The 22,655-nt window shown below is 43.0% G+C and carries 25 protein-coding genes, 8 tRNA genes, 1 pseudogene and 1 riboswitch; of the genes and pseudogenes, 23 read left to right on the plus strand and 11 right to left on the minus strand.

Annotated elements, in window-relative coordinates; genetic code table 11:
* Window positions 1-2 precede the first annotated feature (2 nt).
* From O3652_RS05385 to O3652_RS05420, 8 genes are all read left to right on the plus strand, one after another.
* Window positions 3-76, plus strand: a tRNA-Met gene (locus O3652_RS05385).
* Between the two features lie 13 nt (window positions 77-89).
* A tRNA-Ile gene (locus O3652_RS05390) sits at window positions 90-163 on the plus strand.
* Window positions 164-174: 11 nt separating this feature from the next.
* Window positions 175-264: transfer RNA gene (locus O3652_RS05395), tRNA-Ser, on the plus strand.
* 10 nt (window positions 265-274) lie between these two features.
* Window positions 275-348: transfer RNA gene (locus tag O3652_RS05400), tRNA-Met, on the plus strand.
* Window positions 349-351: 3 nt separating this feature from the next.
* A tRNA-Phe gene (locus tag O3652_RS05405) sits at window positions 352-424 on the plus strand.
* A 16-nt stretch (window positions 425-440) separates the two neighbouring features.
* A tRNA-Gly gene (locus tag O3652_RS05410) sits at window positions 441-511 on the plus strand.
* 33 nt (window positions 512-544) lie between these two features.
* Window positions 545-618: transfer RNA gene (locus tag O3652_RS05415), tRNA-Ile, on the plus strand.
* Between the two features lie 6 nt (window positions 619-624).
* A tRNA-Ser gene (locus O3652_RS05420) sits at window positions 625-712 on the plus strand.
* Window positions 713-788: 76 nt separating this feature from the next.
* On the opposite strand, the gene birA is transcribed toward O3652_RS05420, so the two are convergent.
* On the minus strand, window positions 789-1,724 hold the full coding sequence (birA, locus tag O3652_RS05425) for a bifunctional biotin--[acetyl-CoA-carboxylase] ligase/biotin operon repressor BirA (protein ID WP_125413584.1): 936 nt from the start codon (window positions 1,722-1,724) through the stop codon (window positions 789-791).
* Window positions 1,725-1,994: 270 nt separating this feature from the next.
* Here birA and O3652_RS05430 point away from each other — a divergent pair, with 270 nt between their 5' ends.
* The 8 genes from O3652_RS05430 to O3652_RS05465 all read left to right on the plus strand — a co-directional run bounded on the left by O3652_RS05430 (window position 1,995) and on the right by O3652_RS05465 (window position 9,420).
* On the plus strand, window positions 1,995-3,188 hold the full coding sequence (locus O3652_RS05430; protein ID WP_049519720.1) for an O-antigen ligase: 1,194 nt from the start codon (window positions 1,995-1,997) through the stop codon (window positions 3,186-3,188).
* A gap of 143 nt (window positions 3,189-3,331) precedes the next feature.
* Complete coding sequence (locus tag O3652_RS05435) at window positions 3,332-3,775, plus strand: MarR family winged helix-turn-helix transcriptional regulator (protein ID WP_000872568.1); 444 nt, start codon at window positions 3,332-3,334, stop codon at window positions 3,773-3,775.
* 72 nt (window positions 3,776-3,847) lie between these two features.
* Window positions 3,848-4,576 (plus strand): ABC transporter ATP-binding protein, encoded by a 729-nt coding sequence (locus O3652_RS05440; RefSeq protein ID WP_049478411.1) that lies wholly within the window; start codon window positions 3,848-3,850, stop codon window positions 4,574-4,576.
* Window positions 4,569-6,089, plus strand: coding sequence for an ABC transporter permease/substrate-binding protein (locus O3652_RS05445; protein ID WP_125413585.1), 1,521 nt, complete (start codon window positions 4,569-4,571; stop codon window positions 6,087-6,089). Before O3652_RS05440 ends, O3652_RS05445 begins: the two co-directional genes overlap by 8 nt.
* 338 nt (window positions 6,090-6,427) lie before the next feature.
* Entirely contained in the window at window positions 6,428-7,030 is a 603-nt protein-coding gene (locus O3652_RS05450; RefSeq protein ID WP_000846126.1) for a hypothetical protein, read from the plus strand.
* Window positions 7,030-7,821 carry an energy-coupling factor transporter transmembrane component T gene (locus tag O3652_RS05455; RefSeq protein WP_000130449.1) on the plus strand — a complete coding sequence of 264 codons (792 nt, stop codon included), beginning with the start codon at window positions 7,030-7,032 and terminating at the stop codon, window positions 7,819-7,821. Before O3652_RS05450 ends, O3652_RS05455 begins: the two co-directional genes overlap by 1 nt.
* Window positions 7,797-8,633 (plus strand): ABC transporter ATP-binding protein, encoded by an 837-nt coding sequence (locus O3652_RS05460; protein WP_125413586.1) that lies wholly within the window; start codon window positions 7,797-7,799, stop codon window positions 8,631-8,633. Before O3652_RS05455 ends, O3652_RS05460 begins: the two co-directional genes overlap by 25 nt.
* Window positions 8,620-9,420 carry an energy-coupling factor ABC transporter ATP-binding protein gene (locus tag O3652_RS05465; protein ID WP_000103848.1) on the plus strand — a complete coding sequence of 267 codons (801 nt, stop codon included), beginning with the start codon at window positions 8,620-8,622 and terminating at the stop codon, window positions 9,418-9,420. The genes O3652_RS05460 and O3652_RS05465 overlap by 14 nt, the downstream gene beginning before the upstream one ends.
* Before the next feature lie 391 nt (window positions 9,421-9,811).
* Here O3652_RS05465 and O3652_RS05470 read toward each other — a convergent pair whose 3' ends face one another.
* From O3652_RS05470 to O3652_RS05480, 3 genes are read right to left on the minus strand one after another with little or no spacing between them, the layout of a single operon-like run.
* A complete protein-coding gene (locus O3652_RS05470; RefSeq protein WP_001152919.1) occupies window positions 9,812-10,021 on the minus strand; it encodes a hypothetical protein in 210 nt (69 codons plus the stop codon).
* 12 nt (window positions 10,022-10,033) lie between these two features.
* On the minus strand, window positions 10,034-10,291 hold the full coding sequence (locus O3652_RS05475; protein WP_001287840.1) for a plasmid replication protein: 258 nt from the start codon (window positions 10,289-10,291) through the stop codon (window positions 10,034-10,036).
* The gene (locus tag O3652_RS05480) at window positions 10,284-10,979 is read right to left on the minus strand and encodes an IS6 family transposase (protein WP_084868107.1); all 696 of its coding nucleotides are present in this window, start codon (window positions 10,977-10,979) and stop codon (window positions 10,284-10,286) included. The genes O3652_RS05475 and O3652_RS05480 overlap by 8 nt, the downstream gene beginning before the upstream one ends.
* A gap of 39 nt (window positions 10,980-11,018) precedes the next feature.
* Between O3652_RS05480 and pnuC the strand changes: the two are divergent.
* Window positions 11,019-11,525 (plus strand): annotated as a pseudogene (gene pnuC / locus O3652_RS05485) (nicotinamide riboside transporter PnuC); the annotation flags it as partial.
* 35 nt (window positions 11,526-11,560) lie between these two features.
* Here the strand turns inward: pnuC and O3652_RS05490 are convergent.
* Together O3652_RS05490 and O3652_RS05495 are read right to left on the minus strand one after the other, a co-directional pair.
* Complete coding sequence (locus tag O3652_RS05490) at window positions 11,561-11,893, minus strand: hypothetical protein (RefSeq protein WP_000958143.1); 333 nt, start codon at window positions 11,891-11,893, stop codon at window positions 11,561-11,563.
* Between the two features lie 26 nt (window positions 11,894-11,919).
* Window positions 11,920-12,474 carry a TetR/AcrR family transcriptional regulator gene (locus O3652_RS05495; RefSeq protein WP_001126072.1) on the minus strand — a complete coding sequence of 185 codons (555 nt, stop codon included), beginning with the start codon at window positions 12,472-12,474 and terminating at the stop codon, window positions 11,920-11,922.
* Window positions 12,475-12,606: 132 nt separating this feature from the next.
* On the opposite strand from O3652_RS05495, the gene O3652_RS05500 reads away from it, so the two are divergent.
* Window positions 12,607-13,494, plus strand: a complete 888-nt coding sequence (locus tag O3652_RS05500; protein ID WP_125413587.1) for a cation diffusion facilitator family transporter — start codon at window positions 12,607-12,609, stop codon at window positions 13,492-13,494.
* 36 nt (window positions 13,495-13,530) lie between these two features.
* Here O3652_RS05500 and galR read toward each other — a convergent pair whose 3' ends face one another.
* Window positions 13,531-14,535, minus strand: coding sequence for a DNA-binding transcriptional regulator GalR (galR, locus tag O3652_RS05505; RefSeq protein WP_125413588.1), 1,005 nt, complete (start codon window positions 14,533-14,535; stop codon window positions 13,531-13,533).
* Between the two features lie 164 nt (window positions 14,536-14,699).
* Between galR and O3652_RS05510 the strand changes: the two genes are divergently transcribed.
* The 3 genes from O3652_RS05510 to O3652_RS05520 all read left to right on the plus strand — a co-directional run bounded on the left by O3652_RS05510 (window position 14,700) and on the right by O3652_RS05520 (window position 17,852).
* Window positions 14,700-15,878 carry a galactokinase gene (locus O3652_RS05510; protein WP_371590144.1) on the plus strand — a complete coding sequence of 393 codons (1,179 nt, stop codon included), beginning with the start codon at window positions 14,700-14,702 and terminating at the stop codon, window positions 15,876-15,878.
* Window positions 15,879-15,896: 18 nt separating this feature from the next.
* Window positions 15,897-17,378, plus strand: a complete 1,482-nt coding sequence (locus O3652_RS05515; protein WP_371590145.1) for a UDP-glucose--hexose-1-phosphate uridylyltransferase — start codon at window positions 15,897-15,899, stop codon at window positions 17,376-17,378.
* A gap of 69 nt (window positions 17,379-17,447) precedes the next feature.
* Window positions 17,448-17,852 carry a PaaI family thioesterase gene (locus O3652_RS05520; protein ID WP_371590146.1) on the plus strand — a complete coding sequence of 135 codons (405 nt, stop codon included), beginning with the start codon at window positions 17,448-17,450 and terminating at the stop codon, window positions 17,850-17,852.
* Window positions 17,853-17,884: 32 nt separating this feature from the next.
* On the opposite strand, the gene O3652_RS05525 is transcribed toward O3652_RS05520, so the two are convergent.
* The 4 genes from O3652_RS05525 to O3652_RS05540 form a co-directional block, all read right to left on the minus strand.
* Window positions 17,885-19,147, minus strand: coding sequence for a nucleobase:cation symporter-2 family protein (locus O3652_RS05525; RefSeq protein ID WP_084917455.1), 1,263 nt, complete (start codon window positions 19,145-19,147; stop codon window positions 17,885-17,887).
* Window positions 19,147-19,728: a xanthine phosphoribosyltransferase gene (locus O3652_RS05530; protein WP_042902627.1), complete on the minus strand. Its 582-nt coding sequence runs from the start codon at window positions 19,726-19,728 to the stop codon at window positions 19,147-19,149. The genes O3652_RS05525 and O3652_RS05530 overlap by 1 nt, the downstream gene beginning before the upstream one ends.
* Window positions 19,729-19,848: 120 nt before the next feature.
* Window positions 19,849-19,944: riboswitch (purine riboswitch) on the minus strand.
* Window positions 19,945-20,077: 133 nt separating this feature from the next.
* Window positions 20,078-20,464, minus strand: a complete 387-nt coding sequence (locus O3652_RS05535) for a VOC family protein (protein ID WP_042902628.1) — start codon at window positions 20,462-20,464, stop codon at window positions 20,078-20,080.
* 11 nt (window positions 20,465-20,475) lie between these two features.
* Complete coding sequence (locus O3652_RS05540; RefSeq protein WP_227232044.1) at window positions 20,476-21,303, minus strand: exodeoxyribonuclease III; 828 nt, start codon at window positions 21,301-21,303, stop codon at window positions 20,476-20,478.
* A gap of 133 nt (window positions 21,304-21,436) precedes the next feature.
* On the opposite strand from O3652_RS05540, the gene O3652_RS05545 reads away from it, so the two are divergent.
* Both O3652_RS05545 and O3652_RS05550 read left to right on the plus strand, forming a co-directional pair.
* Window positions 21,437-21,892, plus strand: a complete 456-nt coding sequence (locus tag O3652_RS05545) for a DUF3290 family protein (RefSeq protein ID WP_000675324.1) — start codon at window positions 21,437-21,439, stop codon at window positions 21,890-21,892.
* On the plus strand, window positions 21,889-22,524 hold the full coding sequence (locus O3652_RS05550; protein WP_000174433.1) for a DUF421 domain-containing protein: 636 nt from the start codon (window positions 21,889-21,891) through the stop codon (window positions 22,522-22,524). Before O3652_RS05545 ends, O3652_RS05550 begins: the two co-directional genes overlap by 4 nt.
* Window positions 22,525-22,655 lie beyond the last annotated feature (131 nt).

The raw sequence follows: 22,655 nt of genomic DNA on the forward strand, positions 1-22,655 counted from the left end.
ATGGCGGTGTAGCTCAGCTGGCTAGAGCGTCCGGTTCATACCCGGGAGGTCGGGGGTTCGATCCCCTTCGCCGCTATATTGATCTTGTTGGACCTTTAGCTCAGCTGGTTAGAGCTCTCGGCTCATAACCGAGTGGTCGTAGGTTCAAGTCCTACAAGGTCCATTGTAAATAATGGAGGATTACCCAAGTCCGGCTGAAGGGAACGGTCTTGAAAACCGTCAGGCGTGTAAAAGCGTGCGTGGGTTCGAATCCCACATCCTCCTTTCATATTAACGCGGGATGGAGCAGCTCGGTAGCTCGTCGGGCTCATAACCCGAAGGTCGTAGGTTCAAATCCTGCTCCCGCAATTTGGCTCGGTAGCTCAGTTGGTAGAGCAATGGATTGAAGCTCCATGTGTCGGCGGTTCGATTCCGTCTCGCGCCATATTTTGTTTTATTAAGCGGGTGTAGTTTAGTGGTAAAACTACAGCCTTCCAAGCTGTTGTCGCGAGTTCGATTCTCGTCACCCGCTTTGAACGAAAGTTCATACCAAGTTTTTGAACTTGGGCGCGTAGCTCAGGTGGTTAGAGCGCACGCCTGATAAGCGTGAGGTCGGTGGTTCGAGTCCACTCGTGCCCATTAATAGGAGAATTACTCAAGAGGCTGAAGAGGACGGTTTGCTAAATCGTTAGGTCGGGTAACCGGCGCGGGGGTTCGAATCCCCCATTCTCCGTAAGTTAAGAGAGCTGTTAGGCTCTTTTTTTGTATGTAAATCCCCCTTCTAAATCGTTAAAAGGGGGATTTGTTTATTACCAACTTGTTAGCGATATTTCTCCGCTATTTAGCCAGATAGTATGTTTATCTTCAAGTTCGACTTGTAGTCGGCCAGATTCTGAGATTTCTTTTGCAAGTCCTTTTTTAAATTTTCCATCTAGCTGGAAGGTAACTTCTTTTCCAAGAACGATTGATCTTTCTTTATAGATATAAAATAGCTCATCTGGATCCGTGTTGTAGAAACAATTCCATATTTCGCTGATGAGCTCATTACGACTAATTGGTGCCGGTGGCATAAATAGGCTGCCTGCTTTTTCTTTTAGGTCATCTGGGAAGTCTGCTATAGAAAAATTTATACCCAGTCCGATAATGACGTCTGTAACCAAGCCTGTCTCAACTGATGTCATCGCTTCGGTGAGGATACCTGCTATTTTTTTATTCTTAAAGTAGATGTCATTTACCCATTTGATATCTACTTCTATCATAGTTAGATTTTTAATGGCTTTGTAGACTGCAGCAGCTACAAGGAGAGTATAGGATGGGAGTTTTTCATAGGGAAGATTGGGTTGAATATGCAGGGACATATAGATCCCACCCTGAGATGGAGAATAGTAGGGGCGCTGAAAGCGGCCACGACCTGCTGTTTGACAGGTTGAAAGATAGAGTGTATTTCCTTTGTTTCCAGCCTCAATCCCTTCTTTTGCATCTGTTTGGGTTGATTTGGTGTCAGGTTTGTAGCGAATTGTTAAGTCGGTTTTCTCTTGAATCAAATCAGGCAATATCAGATCTCCTTGAATAAGCTTGTATCCTCTATTTTTGATACTATCAATTTCTAGGCCTTCTTGTTGAAGACGTTGGATCGCTTTCCATATGGATGTTCGGCTTAAATTCAGTTCTTCTCCGATTTTTTCTCCGCTAACATAATCGTTTTCTCTAGCTAATATTTGGTAGACTAGTTGGTGTGATTTCATTGATTTTCCTTTATACAGATTTGTTCTATAGTGATTTTTAAAGCTTTCTTTTATTCTACCACAGCTTTCTTTAATTTAGGGAAATGAACAGTTGTAGGGGAGCAATAATTGCTTTGTAAAATTTCTCTCCTTAAAAATTTTTCTAAATATTCACTGATTTTTTCTTTTTGGTAGCGTGTTCATTGTTCCCAAATGACGGAAAAAATGGTAGAATATAAAGATAGTTTAGCATTTATCTTCTGGAGAAATCCAGAACAGAAAGGATCCGTTTTGAAATCAATTGGATTACTGGATAAGATAAGAGGGCTTTCGAAAAAAGATTTCTTTTTGTATTTGATGATCATAAGTATCTTTTTACCTTTTTATTTGTTCTTAGCCCTCTTTGCTTTATATTTGATAGGTTTACTTGTTACTGGGGAGATGAAGGGAATTATCAAAGGATTGTTCAAACATCTTGTACTTCTCTTTTTTATTGCCTACAGTAGTATCATCTCTATTGTCGCCAAGAACTGGCTTGGATTGGTTGCATCTTTACTGATGTTTCTCTTCCTCGTTTTCTTTAGTTATTACCAGAAACGTCTGACACATGCTTTCTTTCGACTGATACTGCAGACAATCTTGTTTGGTAGTGTGCTCTCTGCGGCTTTTGCTACTTTGGAGCATTTCCAAATTGTAAAGAAATTTAACTATGCCTTTCTTTCTCCCAATATGCAAGTGTGGCACCAGAACCGTGCAGAGGTCACCTTCTTTAATCCTAACTACTATGGGATCATTTGTTGCTTCTGTATCATGATTGCCTTTTATCTCTTTACAACGACGAAGTTAAGATGGTTGAAAGTCTTTTGTGTGCTAGCAGGTTTTGTGAATCTATTTGGTTTGAATTTTACGCAAAATAGAACAGCCTTTCCTGCCATCATCGCTGGTGCCATCATTTATCTCTTTACAACCATTAAAAACTGGAAGGCCTTTTGGCTTAGTATCGGGGTCTTTGCGATTGGCTTGAGTTTCCTTTTTTCTAGTGATTTGGGAGTTCGGATGGGGACTTTAGATTCCTCTATGGAAGAACGCATTTCTATCTGGGATGCTGGGATGGCCTTGTTTAAGCAAAATCCTTTTTGGGGGGAGGGGCCATTGACCTATATGCACTCTTATCCTCGGATAAATGCTCCTTATCATGAACATGCTCACAGCCTTTATATTGATACGATTCTGAGTTACGGAATTGTGGGAACCATTTTATTAGCTTTGTCTTCTGTTGCTCCTGTTCGTTTGATGATGGATATGAGTCAGGAGTCGGGGAAACGTCCAATTATCGGTCTTTATCTATCTTTCCTTACAGTGGTTGCTGTGCATGGAATCTTTGACTTGGCCCTTTTCTGGATTCAGTCAGGCTTCATTTTCTTGTTAGTTATGTGCAGTATTCCATTGGAGCGTCGAACTTTGGTATCAGACATGACGGATTAAGTTTATAAGATTGAAATCTTCTACCTTGAGTAGGAGATTTTTTACTGAGAAAAATTAGTTCTAAATCGAAATAGTTGACAGTTAGAATAATAAGTATTATAATGTTTTCATTCGTATCGATATGGAAATAAATTGGAGGTTTCATGAAATATTGTCATTTGGTAGCCCATCATATTCGTTTGTTGAATGGGCGGATTTTTCAAAAGTTACTGAGACAAGACCCTGACTCTCTTTATCGGAGTGAGCAGGGAAAGATTTTAGCGGTTTTATGGAATAGTAAGACGGGCTGTGCAACTGCGACAGATATTGCGCTTGCGACTGGGCTTGCTAATAATACGCTGACGACTATGATAAAAAAGCTAGAGGAACAAAATCTTATAACTGTCAGTCCGTGTGGAGAAGATAAGCGTAAGAAGTATTTAGTTTTAACAGAGTTGGGCAAGTCCCAGAAAGAAGTTGGGCAACGTGTCAGTCAGAGATTGGATACTATCTGTTACAAAGGATTTTCAGAAGAGGAAATTAGGCAGTTTGAAGCCTTTCAAGAAAGAATTTTGGCTAATCTGAAAGAGAAGGAAAATGAGGTTTAGAGTGGGATAAATTAGTTATTAAAAGTTTGGTAACTTGACCAATCGAGGAAAATTTTAAATTGAGGACAAAGAATGATTGAATACAAAAATGTAGCCTTGCGCTACACAGAAAAAGATGTTTTGAGAGATGTCAATTTACGGATTGAGAATGGGGAGTTCATGGTTTTAGTTGGACCTTCTGGGTCTGGTAAGACGACCATGATCAAGATGATTAACCGTCTTTTGGAACCAACTGATGGAAATATATACATGGATGGTAAGCGCATCAAAGACTATGATGAGCGTGAGCTTCGTCTTTCTACTGGCTATGTTTTACAGGCCATTGCTCTGTTTCCCAATCTAACGGTTGCGGAAAATATTGCCCTCATTCCAGAAATGAAGGGCTGGACTAAGGAAGAAATTGCTCAGAAAACAGAAGAGCTTTTGGCTAAGGTTGGTTTACCGATAGATGAGTATGGGCATCGACTTCCGAGTGCATTATCTGGTGGAGAACAGCAACGGGTCGGCATTGTCCGTGCCATGATTGGTCAGCCTAAGATTTTGCTTATGGATGAACCCTTTTCGGCTTTGGACGCTATTTCGAGAAAACAGTTGCAGGTTCTGACGAAAGAATTGCATAAAGAGTTTGGAATGACAACGATTTTTGTGACCCATGATACGGATGAAGCTTTGAAATTAGGTGATCGTATTGCTGTTTTGCAGGACGGAGAGATTCGTCAGGTGGCGAATCCCGAGACGATTTTAAAAGCGCCTGCTACAGAGTTTGTAGCAGACTTGTTTGGAGGTAGTGTTCATGGCTAATTTGATATCAACTTTTCAGGAGCGTTTTGGTGATTGGGTAACAGCCCTATCTCAACATTTGCAGTTGTCGCTTTTGACTTTGTTACTAGCTATTTTTATAGCGATTCCTTTGGCTGTTTATCTTCGTTATCATGAGAAATTGGCGGATTGGGTCTTGCAGATTGCAGGGATTTTCCAGACCATCCCGTCTCTGGCCTTGTTGGGGCTCTTCATCCCCTTGATGGGAATTGGGACCTTACCGGCCTTGACAGCTCTAGTGATTTATGCTATTTTCCCGATTTTGCAAAATACCATCACTGGGCTGAAGGGAATTGATCCGAGTCTGCAAGAGGCTGGGATTGCCTTTGGGATGACCAGATGGGAACGTCTCAAGAAATTCGAAATTCCACTTGCCATGCCTGTTATGATGTCTGGGATTCGGACGGCAGCGGTCTTGATTATCGGTACGGCGACCTTGGCAGCCTTGATTGGTGCTGGGGGACTGGGTTCCTTTATCCTTTTGGGAATTGACCGCAATAATACCAATCTGATTTTGATTGGGGCCCTTTCTTCTGCAGTGCTGGCCATTGCCTTTAACTTCCTACTAAAAGTGATGGAAAAAGCAAAATTGCGGACGATTTTCTCTGGTTTTGCCTTGGTGACCATATTGCTGGGTCTGTCTTATAGTCCAGCCCTCTTAGTTCAAAAAGAGAAAGAAAACTTGGTGATTGCTGGGAAATTGGGACCGGAACCCGAAATTTTGGCCAATATGTATAAGTTGCTGATTGAAGAAAATACCAGTATGACTGCGACTGTTAAGCCGAATTTTGGGAAAACAAGCTTCCTCTATGAAGCTCTGAAAAAAGGGGATATTGATATCTATCCTGAATTTACTGGTACAGTGACTGAAAGTTTGCTTCAGCCATCACCCAAGGTAGGTCATGAGCCGGATCAGGTTTATCAGGTGGCGCGTGATGGTATTGCCAAACAGGATCATCTAGCCTATCTCAAACCTATGTCTTATCAAAATACCTACGCTGTAGCTGTTCCGAAAAAAATTGCTCAAGAATATGGCTTGAAGACCATTTCGGACTTGAAAAAAGTGGAAGGACAGTTGAAGGCAGGCTTTACTCTCGAATTTAATGACCGTGAAGATGGAAATAAGGGCTTGCAATCAATGTATGGTCTCAATCTCAACGTAGCGACCATGGAGCCTGCTCTTCGCTATCAGGCAATTCAGTCAGGCGATATTCAAATCACGGATGCCTATTCGACAGATGCAGAGTTGGCACGTTATGATTTACAGGTCTTGGAAGATGACAAGCAACTCTTCCCACCTTATCAAGGAGCGCCACTCATGAAAGAAGCTCTTCTCAAGAAACATCCTGAGTTGGAGACAGTTCTCAATAAATTGGCTGGTAAAATTACGGAAAGTCAGATGAGCCAGCTCAACTACCAAGTTGGTGTCGAAGGCAAGTCAGCAGAACAAGTAGCCAAGGAGTTTTTACAAGAACAAGGTTTGTTGAAGAAATAGTTTGAAAATGTCAAACTCAACTTGCTTAAACGACTATAGAAAAGAATGCTCAGACAATCTTGTCTGGGCTTTTTTGGTATCAGAATTAATGATTATCATTTTTAAATGGAAAATAAGAGGAAATTTTCAGGATTTTCTAAAATTTTACTGTAAATACACTTGACTATTCAGAGAATAGGTGTATAATGTGTTGTGAACTACTTAACAAATAAGGATTTCCAGCTCATGTCGACTAAGGATGGAATTCTTGTGTATAGACAGTTCAGTAGATATATAATAGAGCGTTGCGTCCGAAAGTCTATCCAGACACGGCTCTTTAAAAACAAAAGGAGAAGATTATGAAAACAGAACCGATTCATCGTACCAGTATGTGGAAATTTAAGTTAAGTGCTGCCACCATGACTTTGATTCCCGCTGCCGTGGGGATTAACTATGTTGCCAAAGCCTTGGCGGAGGGGTTAAAGTTGCCCGTTTGGCTGGGGTCTTTGGGAACCTTTCTTACCAGCATGTTGGCTGGGCCGGTTGCCGGTGCCATTAGTGGTTTCATCAACAACGTGATCTATGGGCTGACCTTATCGCCAATTTCAACCGTGTATGCGATTACCAGCATCGGAATTGGGATTGCTGTCGGAGTTTTGCACGCCAATGGGTGGTTCTCGTCAGCGCGACGAGTATTTGTTTCTGCTATTATTATTGCCATCGTTTCAGCTGTCATTTCAACGCCACTCAACGTCATCTTTTGGGGTGGTCAGACCGGTATCGCTTGGGGTGACTCATTGTTTGCGGTAATGGTCGCCAATCATGCACCAGTGTGGCTGGCCTCATTTATAGATGAGTTTGTCTTGGATATTTTGGATAAAGTCTGCGTGGCCTACCTGGCATTCTTCATCTATCGTCAGCTGCCGAAGCGGATGGTGCACTTCTTTAGCGATGATAAATGATGACTGATAAAACATTGATTTCTGGAGCGCCACGGGTCAAGCTCAAGTGGTACCAGGTGATCGATCCGATTACTAAGCTCTTGTTCATCTTGAACATGACGTTGTTGAGCTTTGCCAGTATGAATTTATTGCTTCAGGCCGGATTAATTCTTGTCGCAACACTGCTATTGTTATTTTCCAAATTGAGTTCTACCACCTTTAAGGCGCTGGGATTCAGCCTGTTTCTGATTTGCACCATGCTGATCATCCAAGGGTTATTTTACAGTCGGAATCAAACTGTGCTGTTTTCTGTGTTTGGGGTGTCGTTCTACAAAGAAGGCCTGATTTACGCCACCACTCTGGGTTGTCGAGTATTGGTGATTATTTTGACCAGTGGCTTTTTTATGGTGACCACGAGTATTTCAGAAAACGCGGCCTATTTGGAACTGTCCGGATTGTCTTATAAAACCGTCTACGTTCTGATGTCGGTGTGTTATATTTTGCCGGAAATGATGCGCAATATGCGGAAAATCCAGCAGGCACAAAAAGTTCGCGGAACCAATCCGCAAAAAACGTTGATTCAGAAATTAAAGTCAGTCCTGCCGGTTCTAATTCCATTGGTGATTAAGACCTTGGATCAATCGATGACGCGGTCGATTTCTCTCCAACTGAGAGGTTTTGATAATCTCAACCGGACTGTCAGAACCTCCCAGCGCGTGTATCGCCTGTCGCGGACGCTGCACATTGGTCTGACTGGATTGGCAATTTTATTGATTGGGTGGAAGATATGGACGAAGATAAACGGATTGTAATTGAAAATTTGACCACCCGTTATCCGGGTACTGAGCAACCACAACTGCGTCAGATTAACGCGGAGGTTCATACCGGCCAGGTGGTTGGGATTATCGGGAATAGCCACTCCGGCAAATCGACTTTGTGCCGTGTGCTGGCAGGGGTCATTCCCAAAATTGTGTCTGCTGAGATTGAGGGCGATTGGCACATGTTTGGCCAGCGAGTGTCTGACAATTGGCCTGTTTATAATGCCATGAATGGAGTTGTACTGCAAAATCCAGCTGGCCAACTAAGCGGGTTGGCAGACACGGTTGCCGATGAAATCGCCTTTGACTTGATTAATCAGGGAATGGCTGAAGGACTGATTCAAAAACGGGTTGAAGAAGTTGCCACGCAAATGGGGCTGATTGAACAGCTGAATTTGCGTCCCGAGAGCCTTTCCGGTGGTCAGATCCAGCGGTTGGCAATTGCCACGGCGATTGTGGCTAATCCGGCTGTTTTGATTATGGATGATCCGACCAGTGAGATGGATCCCCTTGGCCGCCAGCAATTTTTCCAATGGCTGGCCCAAGTCAAAGAGACGACTGTCTTCATTGTCACCAGTGAAATTGACGATTTATGCGAAGTCGCCGACGTTGTGTGGGTGCTGCACGAGGGTCAAATGGTAGCCCAGGGCAGGCCGGGTGAGGTGTTTAATCATTTGGCAGCTGACTGGCAGATTCCAGCCCCGACAATCCAGCAACTTGCTCAAAAAATGGATTGGCACTTGGCTGATGGCCGGTATCCGGTGAATTACGCTGATCTGAAGGAGGTTCGTTATGTCCACAATTGAACTGAGCCACCTGACGTTCACTTATCCGGAACGGTCCTTTAGCTTGGATGTTGAAGACAAACACTTCGCCGATCCGATGGTGGCGATTGTCGGCCAAAATGGTGCCGGCAAATCAACGCTCTTCAAATTGTTGACGGGTTTGCTGACACCACAAACCGGTGTGATTAAGATCGATGGAGAAAATTTTAATGATCTTAAACCAGTCGAAAAGTTACTGAAGGTTGGGATTACTTTTCAGAATCCTGACGATCAGCTTTTCAACCCGACCGTTCAACGAGAGGTGGAGTGGAATGTCGCGCAGGTCATGGATGACCACGACACGATTACGAGGCGGGCTTTAGCGGCTCTAAAAAGAGTTGGCTTGGATGATAAAACAGCTGAAAGTCCATATGACCTGTCATTGTCGGAACGCAAGCTGTTGAGCGTTGCCACAGTTTTGGCAGTGGATCCGGCGATTTATTTATTTGATGAGCCGATGATGTCGCTTGATTGGGAAAGCCGGCGCAAGTTGACCGCAATTTTCCATCAGTTGGCTGATTCGGGCCACCAAGTTGTGACCATCACCCATGACATGGATTGGGTCGCCGCCGAGTTTGAGTCGGTGTATGTTATGGAACACGGGAAGTTTGGCTTCGCCGGCAGTCCACGGGAATTGTTCAGCAATCACGAACTTGTCCAGCGAGTGGGATTACTACCACCGCGGATTATGGACATAGCGGAGTCGCTGGGTGATTCACAGACATATTTATCGGTTAATGATTATTGCCAGAAAAATCGAGATGTATAGAAAAAGTCACCTCTGCGGGTTTTCCAGGTTGAAGGATTAACTTCAGCTTCTGGCAAGAACTCACATGGGTGACTTTTGTGTTTAATAACGTTTCATGATCATCGGGTGCTTCTTCAGATCACTCGGTTTGATTTTACTTTGTTTCATGGTCATAATCATATACCATTTCTTTTGGATTTTTTGTTTGACTAATACAAAATAGGTCTTCATAGGTCTTCGCATTTTTAGCGCCCATTAGGATCATCAGTATAATTTTCTGAATTAGGAGGCTGTCCCATCACTATTCGAACTTCGTCTCCCAACTTACGCTGTTCCTATTCATCCGTGAATACTTTAAATCGCAATTCTGGAACTTTCTTTTTAACTGAATCATCTATTTTCGCCATAGTCCTCACCATTTTATTGGTTTTTCTTGTTCTTCTATCCTTTTTTGATCTTTGATTTGTTCCTGCAAATTTTCCAACTTCTCTTTAAGAGCGTTCACTTCATCTTTATATTGATTGTCTAAGTGTTTGAATTCTGTTTCCTGTGAGGGCATTTTGAGGGCTTTTAAGTTATCATTTTCCGCCTTGTATTCTTCTAGCAACTTTTTATCTTGCAAGGCTAATCGTTGTTACTGGTCTAACAAATTAGTTAGTTTTTCTATTTGTTGGTCTTTGCTACTTATTTGTTGGTCTTTGGTATTTGATTTGCTACTACTTTCTACTTTACCTAAAATTATTTTTTCTGCTTTAGAATTTATTAGATTAGACCCATTGGAACTTTTAAGCTGTAATTCTTTTGGTAACCTTTGGTAGTGATATTGAATATTTTGTTTTGTAACACTCAACTCATCCGCCAGCTCTTTGATCGTTTTTAAGTCTTCACTCATGGTTTAAGTCCTGCCTTTTAACCGTTGGTAGATATTGTTCAATGGCTTTTTTGAGGTAGCGTGCGATATTATGCTTAGAATATTCTTCACGTCTGCTGGCAACATAAGACAAGTGGTCTTTGACACTATTTAGCCCTCTTAATTCTTTCAGTTCGTCATAGAGGGGGTAAACATGGACTTGCAATCCTGCCATGATTTTTGTATCTTGCATTTCAAACGGACTTAGCAACATATTTTCTAGCAATAGCGTGGTGTACTTGCTTTTCATTGCTTCAATAGCTAGCTTATCTTCGGTTTCTGCTTTGCGTGCTTTATCTTCTTGATAGGCGGTATCTTCAAACTTATAGCTGTTATCGTCTGCTCGACGTTTCTTTCGTAACCAGATATCCAATGTTAAACCGTCCGCATCAATCGCTCGAGAGAGATAATGCCAACGCCCCTTAATTTTGATATAGGTTTCATCCATTTTCCACGAATAGAAGGACTGTTTATTTTTCTTTTTCCAGAGATGATAGAGGATTTTACTGTATTCTTGAACCCACCGATAAATCGTAGTGTGACAAACATTTATTCCACGGTCATAAAGCAATTCTTGAACTTCACGATAGCTCAGATTGTAACGTAGGTAATAACCAACAGCGACAATGATGACGTCTTGTTGGAATTGTTTGCCTTTAAAATGATTCATCTCTCAAGCCTTACTAACCTTTTTTCTGCTCTTTGAGAAGCTGAAGGTCGTGCTAGTAACTACCTATTTGGTTTGATTAATTCCATCATTTATCTGGTGCTTGCCCTTCAAAAAGGCTTCTATGGTGAGGTTTTAACAACTCTCTATTTTACAATTATGCAGCCAATTGGTCTCTTGGTTTGGATTTATCAAGCCCAGTTTAAGAAAGAACAACAAGAGTTTGTCGCACGTAAACTAGACGGCAAGGGTTGGACAAAGTATCTTTCTATTAGTGTTCTTTGGTGGTTGGCCTTTGGGTTCATTTATCAGTCTATCGGAGCCAATCGTCCTTATCGCGATTCCATCACCGATGCGACCAATGGGGTTGGGCAAATCCTCATGACAGCTGTTTACCGTGAACAATGGATATTCTGGGCAGCTACCAATGTCTTTTCAATCTATCTCTAGTGGGGAGAAAGCCTGCAAATCCAAGGGAAATACCTAATTTATCTCATCAATAGTCTAGTTGGGTGGTATCAGTGGAGCAAGGCAGCAAAAAGCTCTTAAAAAAGTAAAAAAGGATCAGATGATCCTTTTTTGTGTTAGAGCAAAATGAATAATACCGTAATGATAATAGCGGTCGTTATACGAACGATGTGGTGCGAGATATGTTGTTTTTCTTTCTGTTGGCCATTCCAGTAGGCTCCATAGCAGACGATACTCGAGCCCACAATCCATAGAAGAATGGTCGCAACTGGGACGAAGTAAAAGATGGCTAGAGCCAGAGAAGTGAGGCAACTGCCGACCAAGATGCACTTATTTCCTAGACTGTAGTTCTTTTGTTTCATGGCTGAAAAAGCAGCAGCAAGGTGAAGCAATGAGAAGGCGAGAGCTAGTACAATTGTTAGTATTCCTAGAATCATCGAAGTTAACATAGTTGGTTCCTTTCTGAGTTACAGGCTTAGTTATCAAGTGGAGTTGTAGAGGTCATCTCCATTACATCAAGGTAAAATCTCACCACTTGCTCTTCGGTATAAGATTTTCCTTTTTTTAGCCACCAAGTTAGAGTCTCGATAAAGTTCGTCACAACAAAATGCTGGAGGTAGGAGGCTGGAATGTTTGGGTAGGCCTCTTGCAAGTCACCCGCCACCATGGGATAAACGTGGTGTTCGAGTTCCTTGTGTAGTTGGCGGAGGAAGTAGTCGTTTTTGGAAAAAAGGAGACTGGTGACATGGTCCTGGTTTTTCTGAAAATGTAAAAAGATATGCGCGAGGTAGTCCTCGGTAGTAAAGTGTCCTTCCCTTTCAAAGAGATGATGAAAGAGGTAGCGACAGAGCTCATCTAAAAGGAGTTCCTTACTTTCGTAATGACAGTAAAAAGTAGAACGTCCAACATCTGCTAGGTCAATGATATCCTGAACAGTAGTGGCATCATAGCCCTTATCGTTCAAAAGTTGTAAAAAAGCTTGATAGATGGCTTTTTTCGTCTTGCTGACTCGACGGTCTCTTTTTGGCATATAGACACTTGAGACAAACTGTTCAGAACTGAACAGGACTGACAGTTTGCTTCTATCCTTTCTTTGGATTTTATTAGATAATACAAATGAAAGAAGTATGTATATACCCATTATACCAAAGGAGGGAGAGAAATGAGTTCTAAAACATCTATCTGGTTAGCTTTTTTCTTAAATTTAAGCTATGCGATTGTTGAGTTTATCGCAGGAGGAATCTTTGGTTCGAGTGCAGTTCTTGCTGATTCTGTTCATGACTTGGGAGATGCTATAGCCATTGGTATCTCAGCCCTTTTAGAAACAATCTCAAACCGTGAAGAAGATAGGCAGTACACCTTGGGTTACAAACGTTTCAGCCTTTTAGGGGCCATGCTAACGGCTGTGATTCTTATGATAGGGTCTGTCCTAGTGATCTTGGAAAATGTCACAAAGATCGTTCACCCGCAACCCGTTAATGAAAATGGTATCCTCTGGCTGGGAATCATTGCAGTAGTTATCAATGTACTAGCAAGTCTGGTAGTTCGTAAAGGAAAGACAAAGAATGAGTCAATTCTTAGCTTGCATTTTTTGGAAGATACTCTTGGTTGGTTGGCTGTCATTCTAATGGCGATTATTCTTCGATTTACAGATTGGTATATCCTCGATCCACTCTTGTCGCTTATTATTTCCATCTTTATTCTGTCGAAAGCCATTCCTCGCTTTTGGAGCGCACTGAAGATTTTCCTAGATGCTGTGCCAGAAGGGGTCGAGACAAGTGATCTGGAGAAGGATATAGAGGCTCTGACCAATGTCAAAAGTGTTAACCAACTTAGCATTTGGTCCATGGACGGTCTAGAGAACAATGCTATTGTTCACATTTGTATCAAGGACTGGGAGCAGATGATGGAGACCAAAGAAGTGGTGCGTCAATGTTTAGAAGAAAGAGGCGTGCAGAATATCACTATTGAAGTGGATAGCAGTCAAAGTAATCATGCGCAACATAAGCGGAGGGTGAGAGAGTTAGAGCAGAAGCATGGGCATCATTAGTAGAAAAACGATCTCGCTAGAGGTCGTTTTGTTATCCTATTCATTCCTTGTACTTTCTCTCAGAGTCAGTCTTGTTCCCAGCATAGTCAAGCTAGGGATTTTGCGACCGTGTAGAACTTCTTTATTAAGAATATCCATACCTGCTCGGCCCATTTCTTCGGTATAGACGGTAATGCTAGAAAGAGGAGGATAGACCTGCTTGGTCAGGCTAGTGTCGTTAAAAGAAATGAGGCTGACGCGGTGTGGTAGGCTAATTCCTGCTTCTTGAAGAGCACGAAGGGCACCGATGGCTAAACTATCGCTGGCAGCGAAAAAGGCTGGTGGGAGTTGTTCTCCTAGCTTGTGAATGGCCTCCTTCATCAAGTCATAGCCAGACTGGGCAGTAAAGCTCCCCTGAAAGACCAGTTCTTCATGGTAGATACCATTTGCTTGGGTAATGTCTTTGAAATTTTCTAGCCGCTTATCCTGGATAATTTCTTCCTGGTCAGTTGTTTCCTCAAGACCTGTGAGAATTCCGATACGGTTCATACCTTGACTGAGGAAATGGTCTACAACTTGTTTCACAGCAGTGTAAAAGTCAGTGATAATACAGGTATGACCTAGTGAGAGGGTATCGCTGTCTATAAAGACTAGAGGTTTTTGGTATTCTTCAAAGGCAGCAATCTGAGCTCGGCTGAACTTTCCGATACAGAGAATGCCAATCACTTCCTCGCTTAGTGTAAAAGGATGGTCATTAAAATAGCGCAAGATGTCATAGTCCAACTCTTGAGCTCTTTTTTCAATACCGAGACGAATCTGATAATAGTAGAGGTCGTCTAGCTCCCCCTGCTCGCTGACCCATTGGATAATGGCAATCTTTTGCTTGGGTTTGTGGGATTCGCCTGTCTTGAGGTGCTTGGTATAGCCCAGTTCTTCAGCGACAGTTAAAATACGGTGTCTGGTTTCTTCTGTGACAGATAGACTCTGGTCGCGATTGAGGACACGAGATACGGTCGCGATAGAGACAGAGGCTAGCTGTGCGATGTCTTTTAAGGTAGCCATAAATCCTCCTCCTTTTAGGTTAGTATATCATATTTTTCTGCTTTTTACTGATAGTTTAGTAAAACTTTAGTAAAAAGGATTGACCTTGGTAAAAGCCTTGGATACAATAGAAGAAAACGATTACACGTTAAGGTGACTTAACGGACAGTCAAAGGAGAATTCATATGACACAACATCTTACTGCTGAAGCCCTTCGCAAAGACTTTCTTGCCGTTTTTGGTCAAGAAGCAGACCAAACTTTCTTTTCACCAGGTCGTATCAATTTGATTGGTGAACACACGGATTACAATGGTGGACATGTTTTCCCAGCAGCTATTTCCTTGGGAACTTATGGGGTGGCTCGCAAACGTGACGATCAAGTTTTGCGTTTCTACTCAGCCAACTTTGAGGACAAGGGCATTATCGAAGTGCCTCTTGCTGACCTCAAATTTGAAAAAGAGCATAACTGGACCAATTATCCAAAAGGTGTCCTTCATTTCTTGCAAGAAGCTGGACATGTCATTGACAAAGGTTTTGATTTTTATGTCTTTGGTAATATCCCAAATGGTGCTGGCTTGTCTTCATCAGCATCCTTGGAACTCTTGACAGGGGTCGTGGCAGAGCATCTCTTTGATTTAAAACTAGACCGTTTGGATTTGGTTAAAATCGGAAAACAAACAGAAAACAACTTTATCGGAGTCAACTCTGGTATCATGGACCAGTTTGCTATCGGTATGGGGGCTGACCAACGTGCTATTTACCTAGATACCAATACTTTGGAGTACGATTTGGTGCCACTTGATTTAAAAGACAATGTCGTTGTTATTATGAATACCAACAAACGCCGTGAACTAGCGGACTCTAAATACAACGAACGCCGTGCTGAGTGTGAAAAAGCTGTGGAAGAATTGCAAGTTGCCTTGGATATTCAGACCTTGGGTGAACTAGACGAGTGGACCTTTGACCAATACAGCTATCTGATTAAAGACGAAAATCGTTTGAAACGTGCTCGCCATGCTGTGCTTGAAAATCAACGTACCCTTAAAGCTCAAGCAGCCCTTCAAGCAGGTGATTTGGAAACATTTGGTCGCTTGATGAATGCGTCACACGTTTCTCTGGAGCATGATTACGAAGTAACTGGCTTGGAATTGGATACTCTTGTTCACACAGCTTGGGCTCAAGAAGGTATTCTTGGTGCTCGTATGACAGGAGCAGGTTTTGGTGGCTGTGCCATTGCCTTGGTGCAAAAAGATACTGTTGAGGCCTTTAAGGAAGCTGTAGGCAAACACTACGAGGAAGTCGTTGGATACGCTCCAAGCTTCTATATCGCTGAAGTTGCAGGTGGCACTCGCGTCCTTGACTAGTCAAAAGGAGGCTCTATAGTGACCTTAGTAGATAAATTTGTAACACATGTCATTTCTGAAAGTTCATTTGAGGAAATGGATCGCATCTACCTGTCCAATCGTGTCTTAGCACGAGTGGGAGATGGTGTTTTGGAAGTTGAGACGGAACAGGATGACTTGATTGACCTCAAGGACCAGCTTGTCGAGGAGGCGGTTCGATTAGAGACGATAGAGGATAGTCAGACTGCGCGTGAAATCCTCGGTGCTGAACTAATGGACTTGGTGACCCCTTGTCCAAGTCAGGTTAATCGTGACTTTTGGACAACCTATGCCCAATCTCCCGAGCAGGCAATTGCGGACTTCTACCAACTTAGCCAGAAAAATGACTACATCAAGCTCAAGGCCATTGCTAAAAATATTGCTTACCGTGTACCGTCTGATTACGGAGAGCTTGAGATTACCATCAACCTCTCTAAGCCTGAAAAGGATCCAAAGGAGATTGCGGCAGCCAAGTTGGTGCAAGCTAGCAATTATCCCCAGTGTCAACTCTGTCTAGAGAACGAAGGCTACCATGGTCGGGTTAACCATCCAGCTCGAAGCAATCACCGCATTATCCGTTTTGAAATGGCGGGTCAGGAGTGGGGCTTCCAGTATTCGCCCTATGCTTATTTTAATGAGCACTGTATTTTCTTAGACGGCCAGCATCGCCCCATGGCTATCAGTCGTCAGAGCTTTGAGCGTCTGCTGGCTATTGTAGAGCAGTTTCCTGACTATTTTGCAGGCTCTAATGCCGACCTGCCAATCGTGGGAGGCTCTATTCTCACCCATGACCACTATCAAGGAGGCCGTCACGTGTTTCCTATGGAATTGGCTCCTTTGCAAAAGGCTTTCCGATTTGCTGGTTTTGATCAGGTCAAGGCTGGGATTGTCAAGTGGCCTATGTCAGTGCTACGTTTGACCTCGGATTCAAAAGAAGATTTGATCAACTTGGCTAACAAGATTTTACAGAAATGGCGCCAGTATTCAGACCCTGCAGTGCAAATTTTGGCAGAGACAGACGGGATACCGCATCACACCATTACACCCATTGCGCGTAAGCGTGATGGACAGTTTGAATTGGACTTGGTCTTGCGGGACAATCAGACTTCGGCAGAGCATCCGGATGGCATCTATCATCCCCACAAGGATGTCCAACATATCAAGAAGGAAAATATCGGCTTGATTGAGGTCATGGGCTTGGCTATTTTGCCACCACGCCTGAAAGCAGAAGTGGAGCAAGTCGCTAGCTACCTCGTGGGAGAAGGGGACACAGTTGCGACTTATCATCAGGAATGGGCAGAGCAGCTCAAAACTCAACATCCAGACCTAAAAGATAAAGAAAAAGCCCTTGAAATCGTCAAGGACTCTGTAGGTACTATCTTTGCGCGTGTTCTGGAGGACGCAGGAGTTTACAAGCAAACGGAACAAGGACAGGTAGCCTTTATGCGCTTTGTAGAACAGGTCGGAATTTTGCCAAACTAGGAGCTTTCTCCTTGCGCAGTCCTATAAAAAGTAGTATCATAGTGTCGTTTGAACTATCAGGAGGAAACGATGAAAGATTTTCATTTTGACGCTATATCTGCCTTTGAAAATTACGAAATAGAAAAAATGAGAGATGGTCAGGTTGTCGTGACGACCAAAGTGGTGGACTCGTCACTCAACTACTATGGCAATGCCCATGGTGGCTATCTCTTCACCCTTTGTGACCAAATCAGTGGTTTGGTAGTCATCTCTCTAGGTCTTGATGGAGTGACGCTCCAATCCTCTATCAACTACCTCAAGGCAGGAAAACTTGACGATGTACTGACCATTAAAGGAGAATGTGTCCATCATGGACGCACAACCTGTGTCGTGGATGTGGATATCACCAATCAAGAAAGCAGAAATGTCTGCAAAGCCACCTTTACCATGTTTGTCACAGGCCAGCGGTCTGAAGAAAGACAGGTAAGGATATAGAGAAACAAAAAAGAGGCTCACACCTCTTTTTCTTATTTCTTCTTCCGGTTTAATACTGCATTGAGGACAATGGCCAGTAAGCTGGCTACGACGATTCCGTTTGAGAAGAACATTTGGAAGGCTGTCGGCATGCTGACGAAGAGATTACTGTTGTTTAGACCTACACCAGCAGCGATGGAAACAGCTGCGATAAGGAAGTTGTGTTCATTGTTAGCAAAGTCAACGCGGGCAAGGATTTGCATTCCTTGAAGGGAAACAAAACCAAACATCACCAGCATGGCACCACCAAGGACAGGACTCGGAATGATTTGAGCTAGGGCACCAAACTTAGGAAGGAGTCCAAGGAGGACTAGGAAACCAGCTGCGTAGTAGATTGGCAGACGGGTCTTGATACCTGACAATTTAACCAAACCAACGTTTTGTGAAAATCCTGTATAAGGGAAGGTGTTAAAAATTCCTCCGAGAAGTACGGCCAGACCTTCTGCGCGGTAACCGTTGCGAAGGCGCGTGCTGTCGATCGGGTCATTGGTAATATCAGACAAGGCCAGGTAAACACCAGTGGACTCAACCATAGACACCGTTGCGATGATACACATCATGACAATAGAGGAGATTTCAAAGGTTGGCATTCCAAAGTAGAGGGGAGTTGGGACATGGACAAGCGGTGCTGCCGCAACAGGGGAGAAATCAACCAAGCCCATAGTGGCAGCAATGGCAGTTCCAACAACCAACCCAATCAAAATGGAGATAGACTTGATAAATCCTTTGGTAAAGATGTTGATCAAGAGGATAATCAGAACAGTGATAGCTGCAAGCAAAAGGCTTTGACCAGTTGGCTCTGGGACATTATTTCCCATATTTCCAATAGCGACAGGAATTAAGGTCAATCCAATCGTGGTAATGACAGAGCCTGTTACGATAGATGGGAAGAGATTGGCAACTTTTGAGAAAATACCTGAAATCAGAACCACATAAATCCCTGATGCGATAAGGGCACCAAACATAGCCCCACTACCGTGACTCTGCCCAATCATAATCAAAGGAGCGACGGATTGGAAGGCAACTCCGAGAACGACTGGTAGTCCAATCCCAAAGTATTTGTTGAGTTGGAGTTGAAGGAAGGTGGCCACCCCACACATGAAGATATCTGTGGAGATCAGGTAGGTCAACTGCTCAGCTGAATAGCCAAGAGCTGTCGCAATCATGATGGGAACCAGGATAGAACCTGAGTACATGGCTAGTAAGTGTTGCAAGCCAAGAACGGCTGCTTGTGAATGTTTTTCTTGTTTTTGCATTAGAGATCTGCCTCCTTAAATACGACCTGACCATTTTCAAAACGATCCAAGCGAGCCAGTGATAGGACGGGATATCCTGCTTTTTCAAGCAAATCACGACCATCTTGGAAAGATTTTTCAATCACGATACCAATCGCTTCAACTTTTGCTCCGGCTTGTTCGATGATTTGGATCAAGCCTTTGGCAGCTTGTCCATTTGCTAGGAAATCATCGATAATCAAGACCTTGTCCTCTGGTGAGAGGAATTTTCCAGCGATGGAAACGGTGCTGGTCACCTGCTTGGTAAAGGAGTAGACTTGGGCGGTTAAGATGCCTTCGTTCATGGTGATGTTTTTAGCTTTCTTGGCGAAAATCATGGGAACATTTAAAGCTTCAGCTGTAAAAACGGCTGGGGCAATACCTGACGCTTCAATGGTTACGACCTTGGTAATGCCAGCAGAAGCGAATTTTTCCGCAAAAACCTTACCAATCTCTCGCATCAAGCTAAAGTCAACTTGGTGGGTTAAAAAGGAATCCACCTTGAGGATGTTGTCACCCAAGATATGCCCATCCTTGAGGATGCGCTCTTCTAATAATTTCATAAGACCTCCTAAAGTCTAAAAGATACTTCATTTGCTTGTCTAGAGTTTCTAGCAAGAAATAGAAAAAGGACCTACTTAATCCCCTAAGTAAGTCCCCAAAATAGGCATGGCCAACACCATACCTTCAGCTGACATACTCATTGTTAGGTGTTACGGCACCTTGTAGAAACGTCGTGCCAATTCACGACATAAACAAGTAAAATGATATTCAATTTTAAACAGGTTACTGCCAATGTTTTTATTTTACACCAATTAGCTTTATAAATCAAATATTTTGTTAGCAAATAGTTCATAAAAGCGAACGAATAAAAGGCTGCAACGCTAGAAAGTATTGTAGCCTTTTATTCTTCTATTCGCTAAATCTTAAAAAATAACCATCTGGATCCAAAACGGCAAATTCGTGAGGATAGATGTAGTGATCCCCAACACGAAATGTTCTCTTAGTCAAAGGACGATAAATAGGATAGTCAGCTTCCAGCAGTTTTTGGTGGAGCTGTGGGACATCTTCAATGCCAAAGGAAATATTGACACCGCGCCCGAAAGGATAGGTTAGTTGGGCTAATTCTTCTGTGCTGCCTTCTTCTAGCATAAGTTGGCAGTCTTCAAGCGAGAGGAAGAGAAATTTCTCCTCTGGACGCTCGTATTCGACAGAAAATCCCAGCAAGTCGCAGTAGAAGTGGCGTGACTTTTCGAGGTCAGATACTACAAATTCAGGAATGACAGCTTGATAGTCCATTAGCTTTCTCCTTAAAGTTCAATTTCCAATACAATCGGCGTATGGTCTTGACGCGCACCTGAGTCAATCATGTCAGACTTGGTCACCTTGTCAGCCACGCGGTTGCTAGTGAGCCAGTAGTCGATTCTCCAGCCTGTATTGTTGATTTTAGAAGTCTTGCTACGTTGGGCCCACCAAGTATAACGTTCTGGGACATCGCCGTGAATATGGCGGAAGGTGTCAGTAAATCCAGTTGCCAAGAGGTTGGTAAATCCAGCACGCTCCTCGTCTGTAAATCCTGGTGAACGGCGGTTGCTGGCAGGATTTGCAAGGTCGATTTCCTTGTGAGCTACGTTGTAGTCTCCAGTCGCAAGGACTGGTTTTTCTTTGTCTAGTTGCGCCAAATACTCAGCATATTTGACATCCCAGACTTGGCGTTCTTCCAAGCGTTTGAGCCCATCACCAGCGTTTGGAGTGTAAACTTGCGTTACGAAAAATGTATCAAATTCCAAGGTGATGATGCGGCCTTCCAAGTCCATGGTAGAAGGAGCACCGATTTCTGGGAAGCTAATTGTTGGTGTGAGTTCTTTCTTATAGAGGAACATGGTTCCAGCGTAGCCTTTGCGGGCAGGTTCTTGAGAGGAACGCCAAGTGTTTTCATAACCTGGGAAGAGTTCTTCTAAAATATCCAAGTGTTTTTTTGTAGGCCCTTTTGCAGAAAGCTTGGTTTCCTGAATAGCGATAATATCAGCATTTTCGGCTACCAAGGTTTGTAGGACTTCTTGGGACAATTTTGCACGAGCTGAGTCGCTCGTTAGGGCTGCATTGAGGGAATCAATATTCCATGAGATGAGTTTCATAAAGTTACCTTTTTCATTCAGATTACAGACTATATTATACCAAAAAAAGGCGCATTTCCCCAACGTATGGTTTGAAAAATCACCCTCTTTCGTTTATAATTAAGAATGATTTTATGAAAGGGAGTGAAAATACATGAAATTCTATTCTTATGACTATGTCCTCAGCCAAATCGGTCAGCAAAATGGCATCATGCTTGGTTTAGGGATTGTCCTATTAGCTGTGACAGGATTTTTAGCTTTCAAGGCTTACCATGATAAAAAGGGGACCAAATTTCGTGAGTTGGTCATGATTTCAGCTTTGACCTTATTAGCTCTCCTTTTGGTCAGCATCACAACTTATCAAAATAATCAAGTTTCTAATAATAAATTTCAAGCTTCACTTCATTTCATCGAGCTTGTTTCCAAAGAATTGGGAGTAGACAAGTCAGAGGTTTATGTCAATACTTCTGCAGATACGGATGGCGCACTTATCAAGGTCGGAGATCGCTATTACCGTGCCTTGAACGGAAGTGAGCCAGACAAGTACCTGCTAGAGAAAGTGGAATTGTATAAAACGGATGCAATTGAACTGGTGGAGGTGAACAAATGACACTCAATTATATCGAAATTTTAATTAAACTAGCCTTGGGTCTCTTTTCTCTGGTTTTCGTAATTAATGTGACCGGAAAGGGTAACCTAGCGCCTAACTCAGCAATAGATCAAATTCAGAACTATGTACTCGGGGGGATCATCGGTGGGGTGATTTACAATAGCGCTATCAGTATCCTGCAGTATGCAGTGATTTTGATTATGTGGACCATTCTGGTCTTGACTCTCAAATGGCTGAACAATAATGTTCACTTTGTGAAACGTTTGATTGATGGGAAGCCAACCCTGCTCATCAAAAATGGGAAGATTGATCCAGAAGCCTGCCGTTCGGTTGGTTTATCAGCAGCGGACGTAGCTCTTAAGCTACGTAGTCAGGGAATTTTCCAAATGAAACAGGTCAAACGCGCTATGCAGGAGCAGAACGGTCAACTTATCGTAGTCCAAATGGGAGATGAGAATCCCAAGTATCCTGTTGTCACAGACGGTGTGATCCAAGTCGAAATTTTGGAGACCATTGGTCGGAGCGAAGAATGGCTACTTGATAACCTCAGCAAACAAGGGTATGACAATGTTGCCAATATCTTTATCGCTGAGTATGACAAGGGTGCCGTCACAGTCGTAACTTATGAATAAGAAAAACCTGGGGTCTTGTACTCTTCAAAAATCAAATTCAAACTGCGTCAACGTCGCCTTGCCGTATGTAGGTTACTGACTTCGTCAGTTCTATCTACAACCTCAAAGCAGTGCTTTGAGCAGCCTGCGGC

The organism is Streptococcus sp. 27098_8_23 (genome assembly GCF_041432195.1).
In the GTDB taxonomy this organism is placed as follows: domain Bacteria; phylum Bacillota; class Bacilli; order Lactobacillales; family Streptococcaceae; genus Streptococcus.

What these genes read in the sequence shown, in the direction of transcription:
- birA (WP_125413584.1), bottom strand. Translation starts at nt 1,724, where the DNA reads ATGAAATCACACCAACTAGTCTACCAAATATTAGCTAGAGAAAACGAT.
- O3652_RS05435 (WP_000872568.1), top strand. Translation starts at nt 3,332, where the DNA reads ATGAAATATTGTCATTTGGTAGCCCATCATATTCGTTTGTTGAATGGG.
- O3652_RS05440 (WP_049478411.1), top strand. Translation starts at nt 3,848, where the DNA reads ATGATTGAATACAAAAATGTAGCCTTGCGCTACACAGAAAAAGATGTT.
- O3652_RS05445 (WP_125413585.1), top strand. Translation starts at nt 4,569, where the DNA reads ATGGCTAATTTGATATCAACTTTTCAGGAGCGTTTTGGTGATTGGGTA.
- O3652_RS05450 (WP_000846126.1), top strand. Translation starts at nt 6,428, where the DNA reads ATGAAAACAGAACCGATTCATCGTACCAGTATGTGGAAATTTAAGTTA.
- O3652_RS05455 (WP_000130449.1), top strand. Translation starts at nt 7,030, where the DNA reads ATGACTGATAAAACATTGATTTCTGGAGCGCCACGGGTCAAGCTCAAG.
- O3652_RS05460 (WP_125413586.1), top strand. Translation starts at nt 7,797, where the DNA reads ATGGACGAAGATAAACGGATTGTAATTGAAAATTTGACCACCCGTTAT.
- O3652_RS05465 (WP_000103848.1), top strand. Translation starts at nt 8,620, where the DNA reads ATGTCCACAATTGAACTGAGCCACCTGACGTTCACTTATCCGGAACGG.
- O3652_RS05475 (WP_001287840.1), bottom strand. Translation starts at nt 10,291, where the DNA reads ATGAGTGAAGACTTAAAAACGATCAAAGAGCTGGCGGATGAGTTGAGT.
- O3652_RS05480 (WP_084868107.1), bottom strand. Translation starts at nt 10,979, where the DNA reads ATGAATCATTTTAAAGGCAAACAATTCCAACAAGACGTCATCATTGTC.
- O3652_RS05490 (WP_000958143.1), bottom strand. Translation starts at nt 11,893, where the DNA reads ATGTTAACTTCGATGATTCTAGGAATACTAACAATTGTACTAGCTCTC.
- O3652_RS05495 (WP_001126072.1), bottom strand. Translation starts at nt 12,474, where the DNA reads ATGCCAAAAAGAGACCGTCGAGTCAGCAAGACGAAAAAAGCCATCTAT.
- O3652_RS05500 (WP_125413587.1), top strand. Translation starts at nt 12,607, where the DNA reads ATGAGTTCTAAAACATCTATCTGGTTAGCTTTTTTCTTAAATTTAAGC.
- galR (WP_125413588.1), bottom strand. Translation starts at nt 14,535, where the DNA reads ATGGCTACCTTAAAAGACATCGCACAGCTAGCCTCTGTCTCTATCGCG.
- O3652_RS05510 (WP_371590144.1), top strand. Translation starts at nt 14,700, where the DNA reads ATGACACAACATCTTACTGCTGAAGCCCTTCGCAAAGACTTTCTTGCC.
- O3652_RS05520 (WP_371590146.1), top strand. Translation starts at nt 17,448, where the DNA reads ATGAAAGATTTTCATTTTGACGCTATATCTGCCTTTGAAAATTACGAA.
- O3652_RS05525 (WP_084917455.1), bottom strand. Translation starts at nt 19,147, where the DNA reads ATGCAAAAACAAGAAAAACATTCACAAGCAGCCGTTCTTGGCTTGCAA.
- O3652_RS05530 (WP_042902627.1), bottom strand. Translation starts at nt 19,728, where the DNA reads ATGAAATTATTAGAAGAGCGCATCCTCAAGGATGGGCATATCTTGGGT.
- O3652_RS05535 (WP_042902628.1), bottom strand. Translation starts at nt 20,464, where the DNA reads ATGGACTATCAAGCTGTCATTCCTGAATTTGTAGTATCTGACCTCGAA.
- O3652_RS05540 (WP_227232044.1), bottom strand. Translation starts at nt 21,303, where the DNA reads ATGAAACTCATCTCATGGAATATTGATTCCCTCAATGCAGCCCTAACG.
- O3652_RS05545 (WP_000675324.1), top strand. Translation starts at nt 21,437, where the DNA reads ATGAAATTCTATTCTTATGACTATGTCCTCAGCCAAATCGGTCAGCAA.
- O3652_RS05550 (WP_000174433.1), top strand. Translation starts at nt 21,889, where the DNA reads ATGACACTCAATTATATCGAAATTTTAATTAAACTAGCCTTGGGTCTC.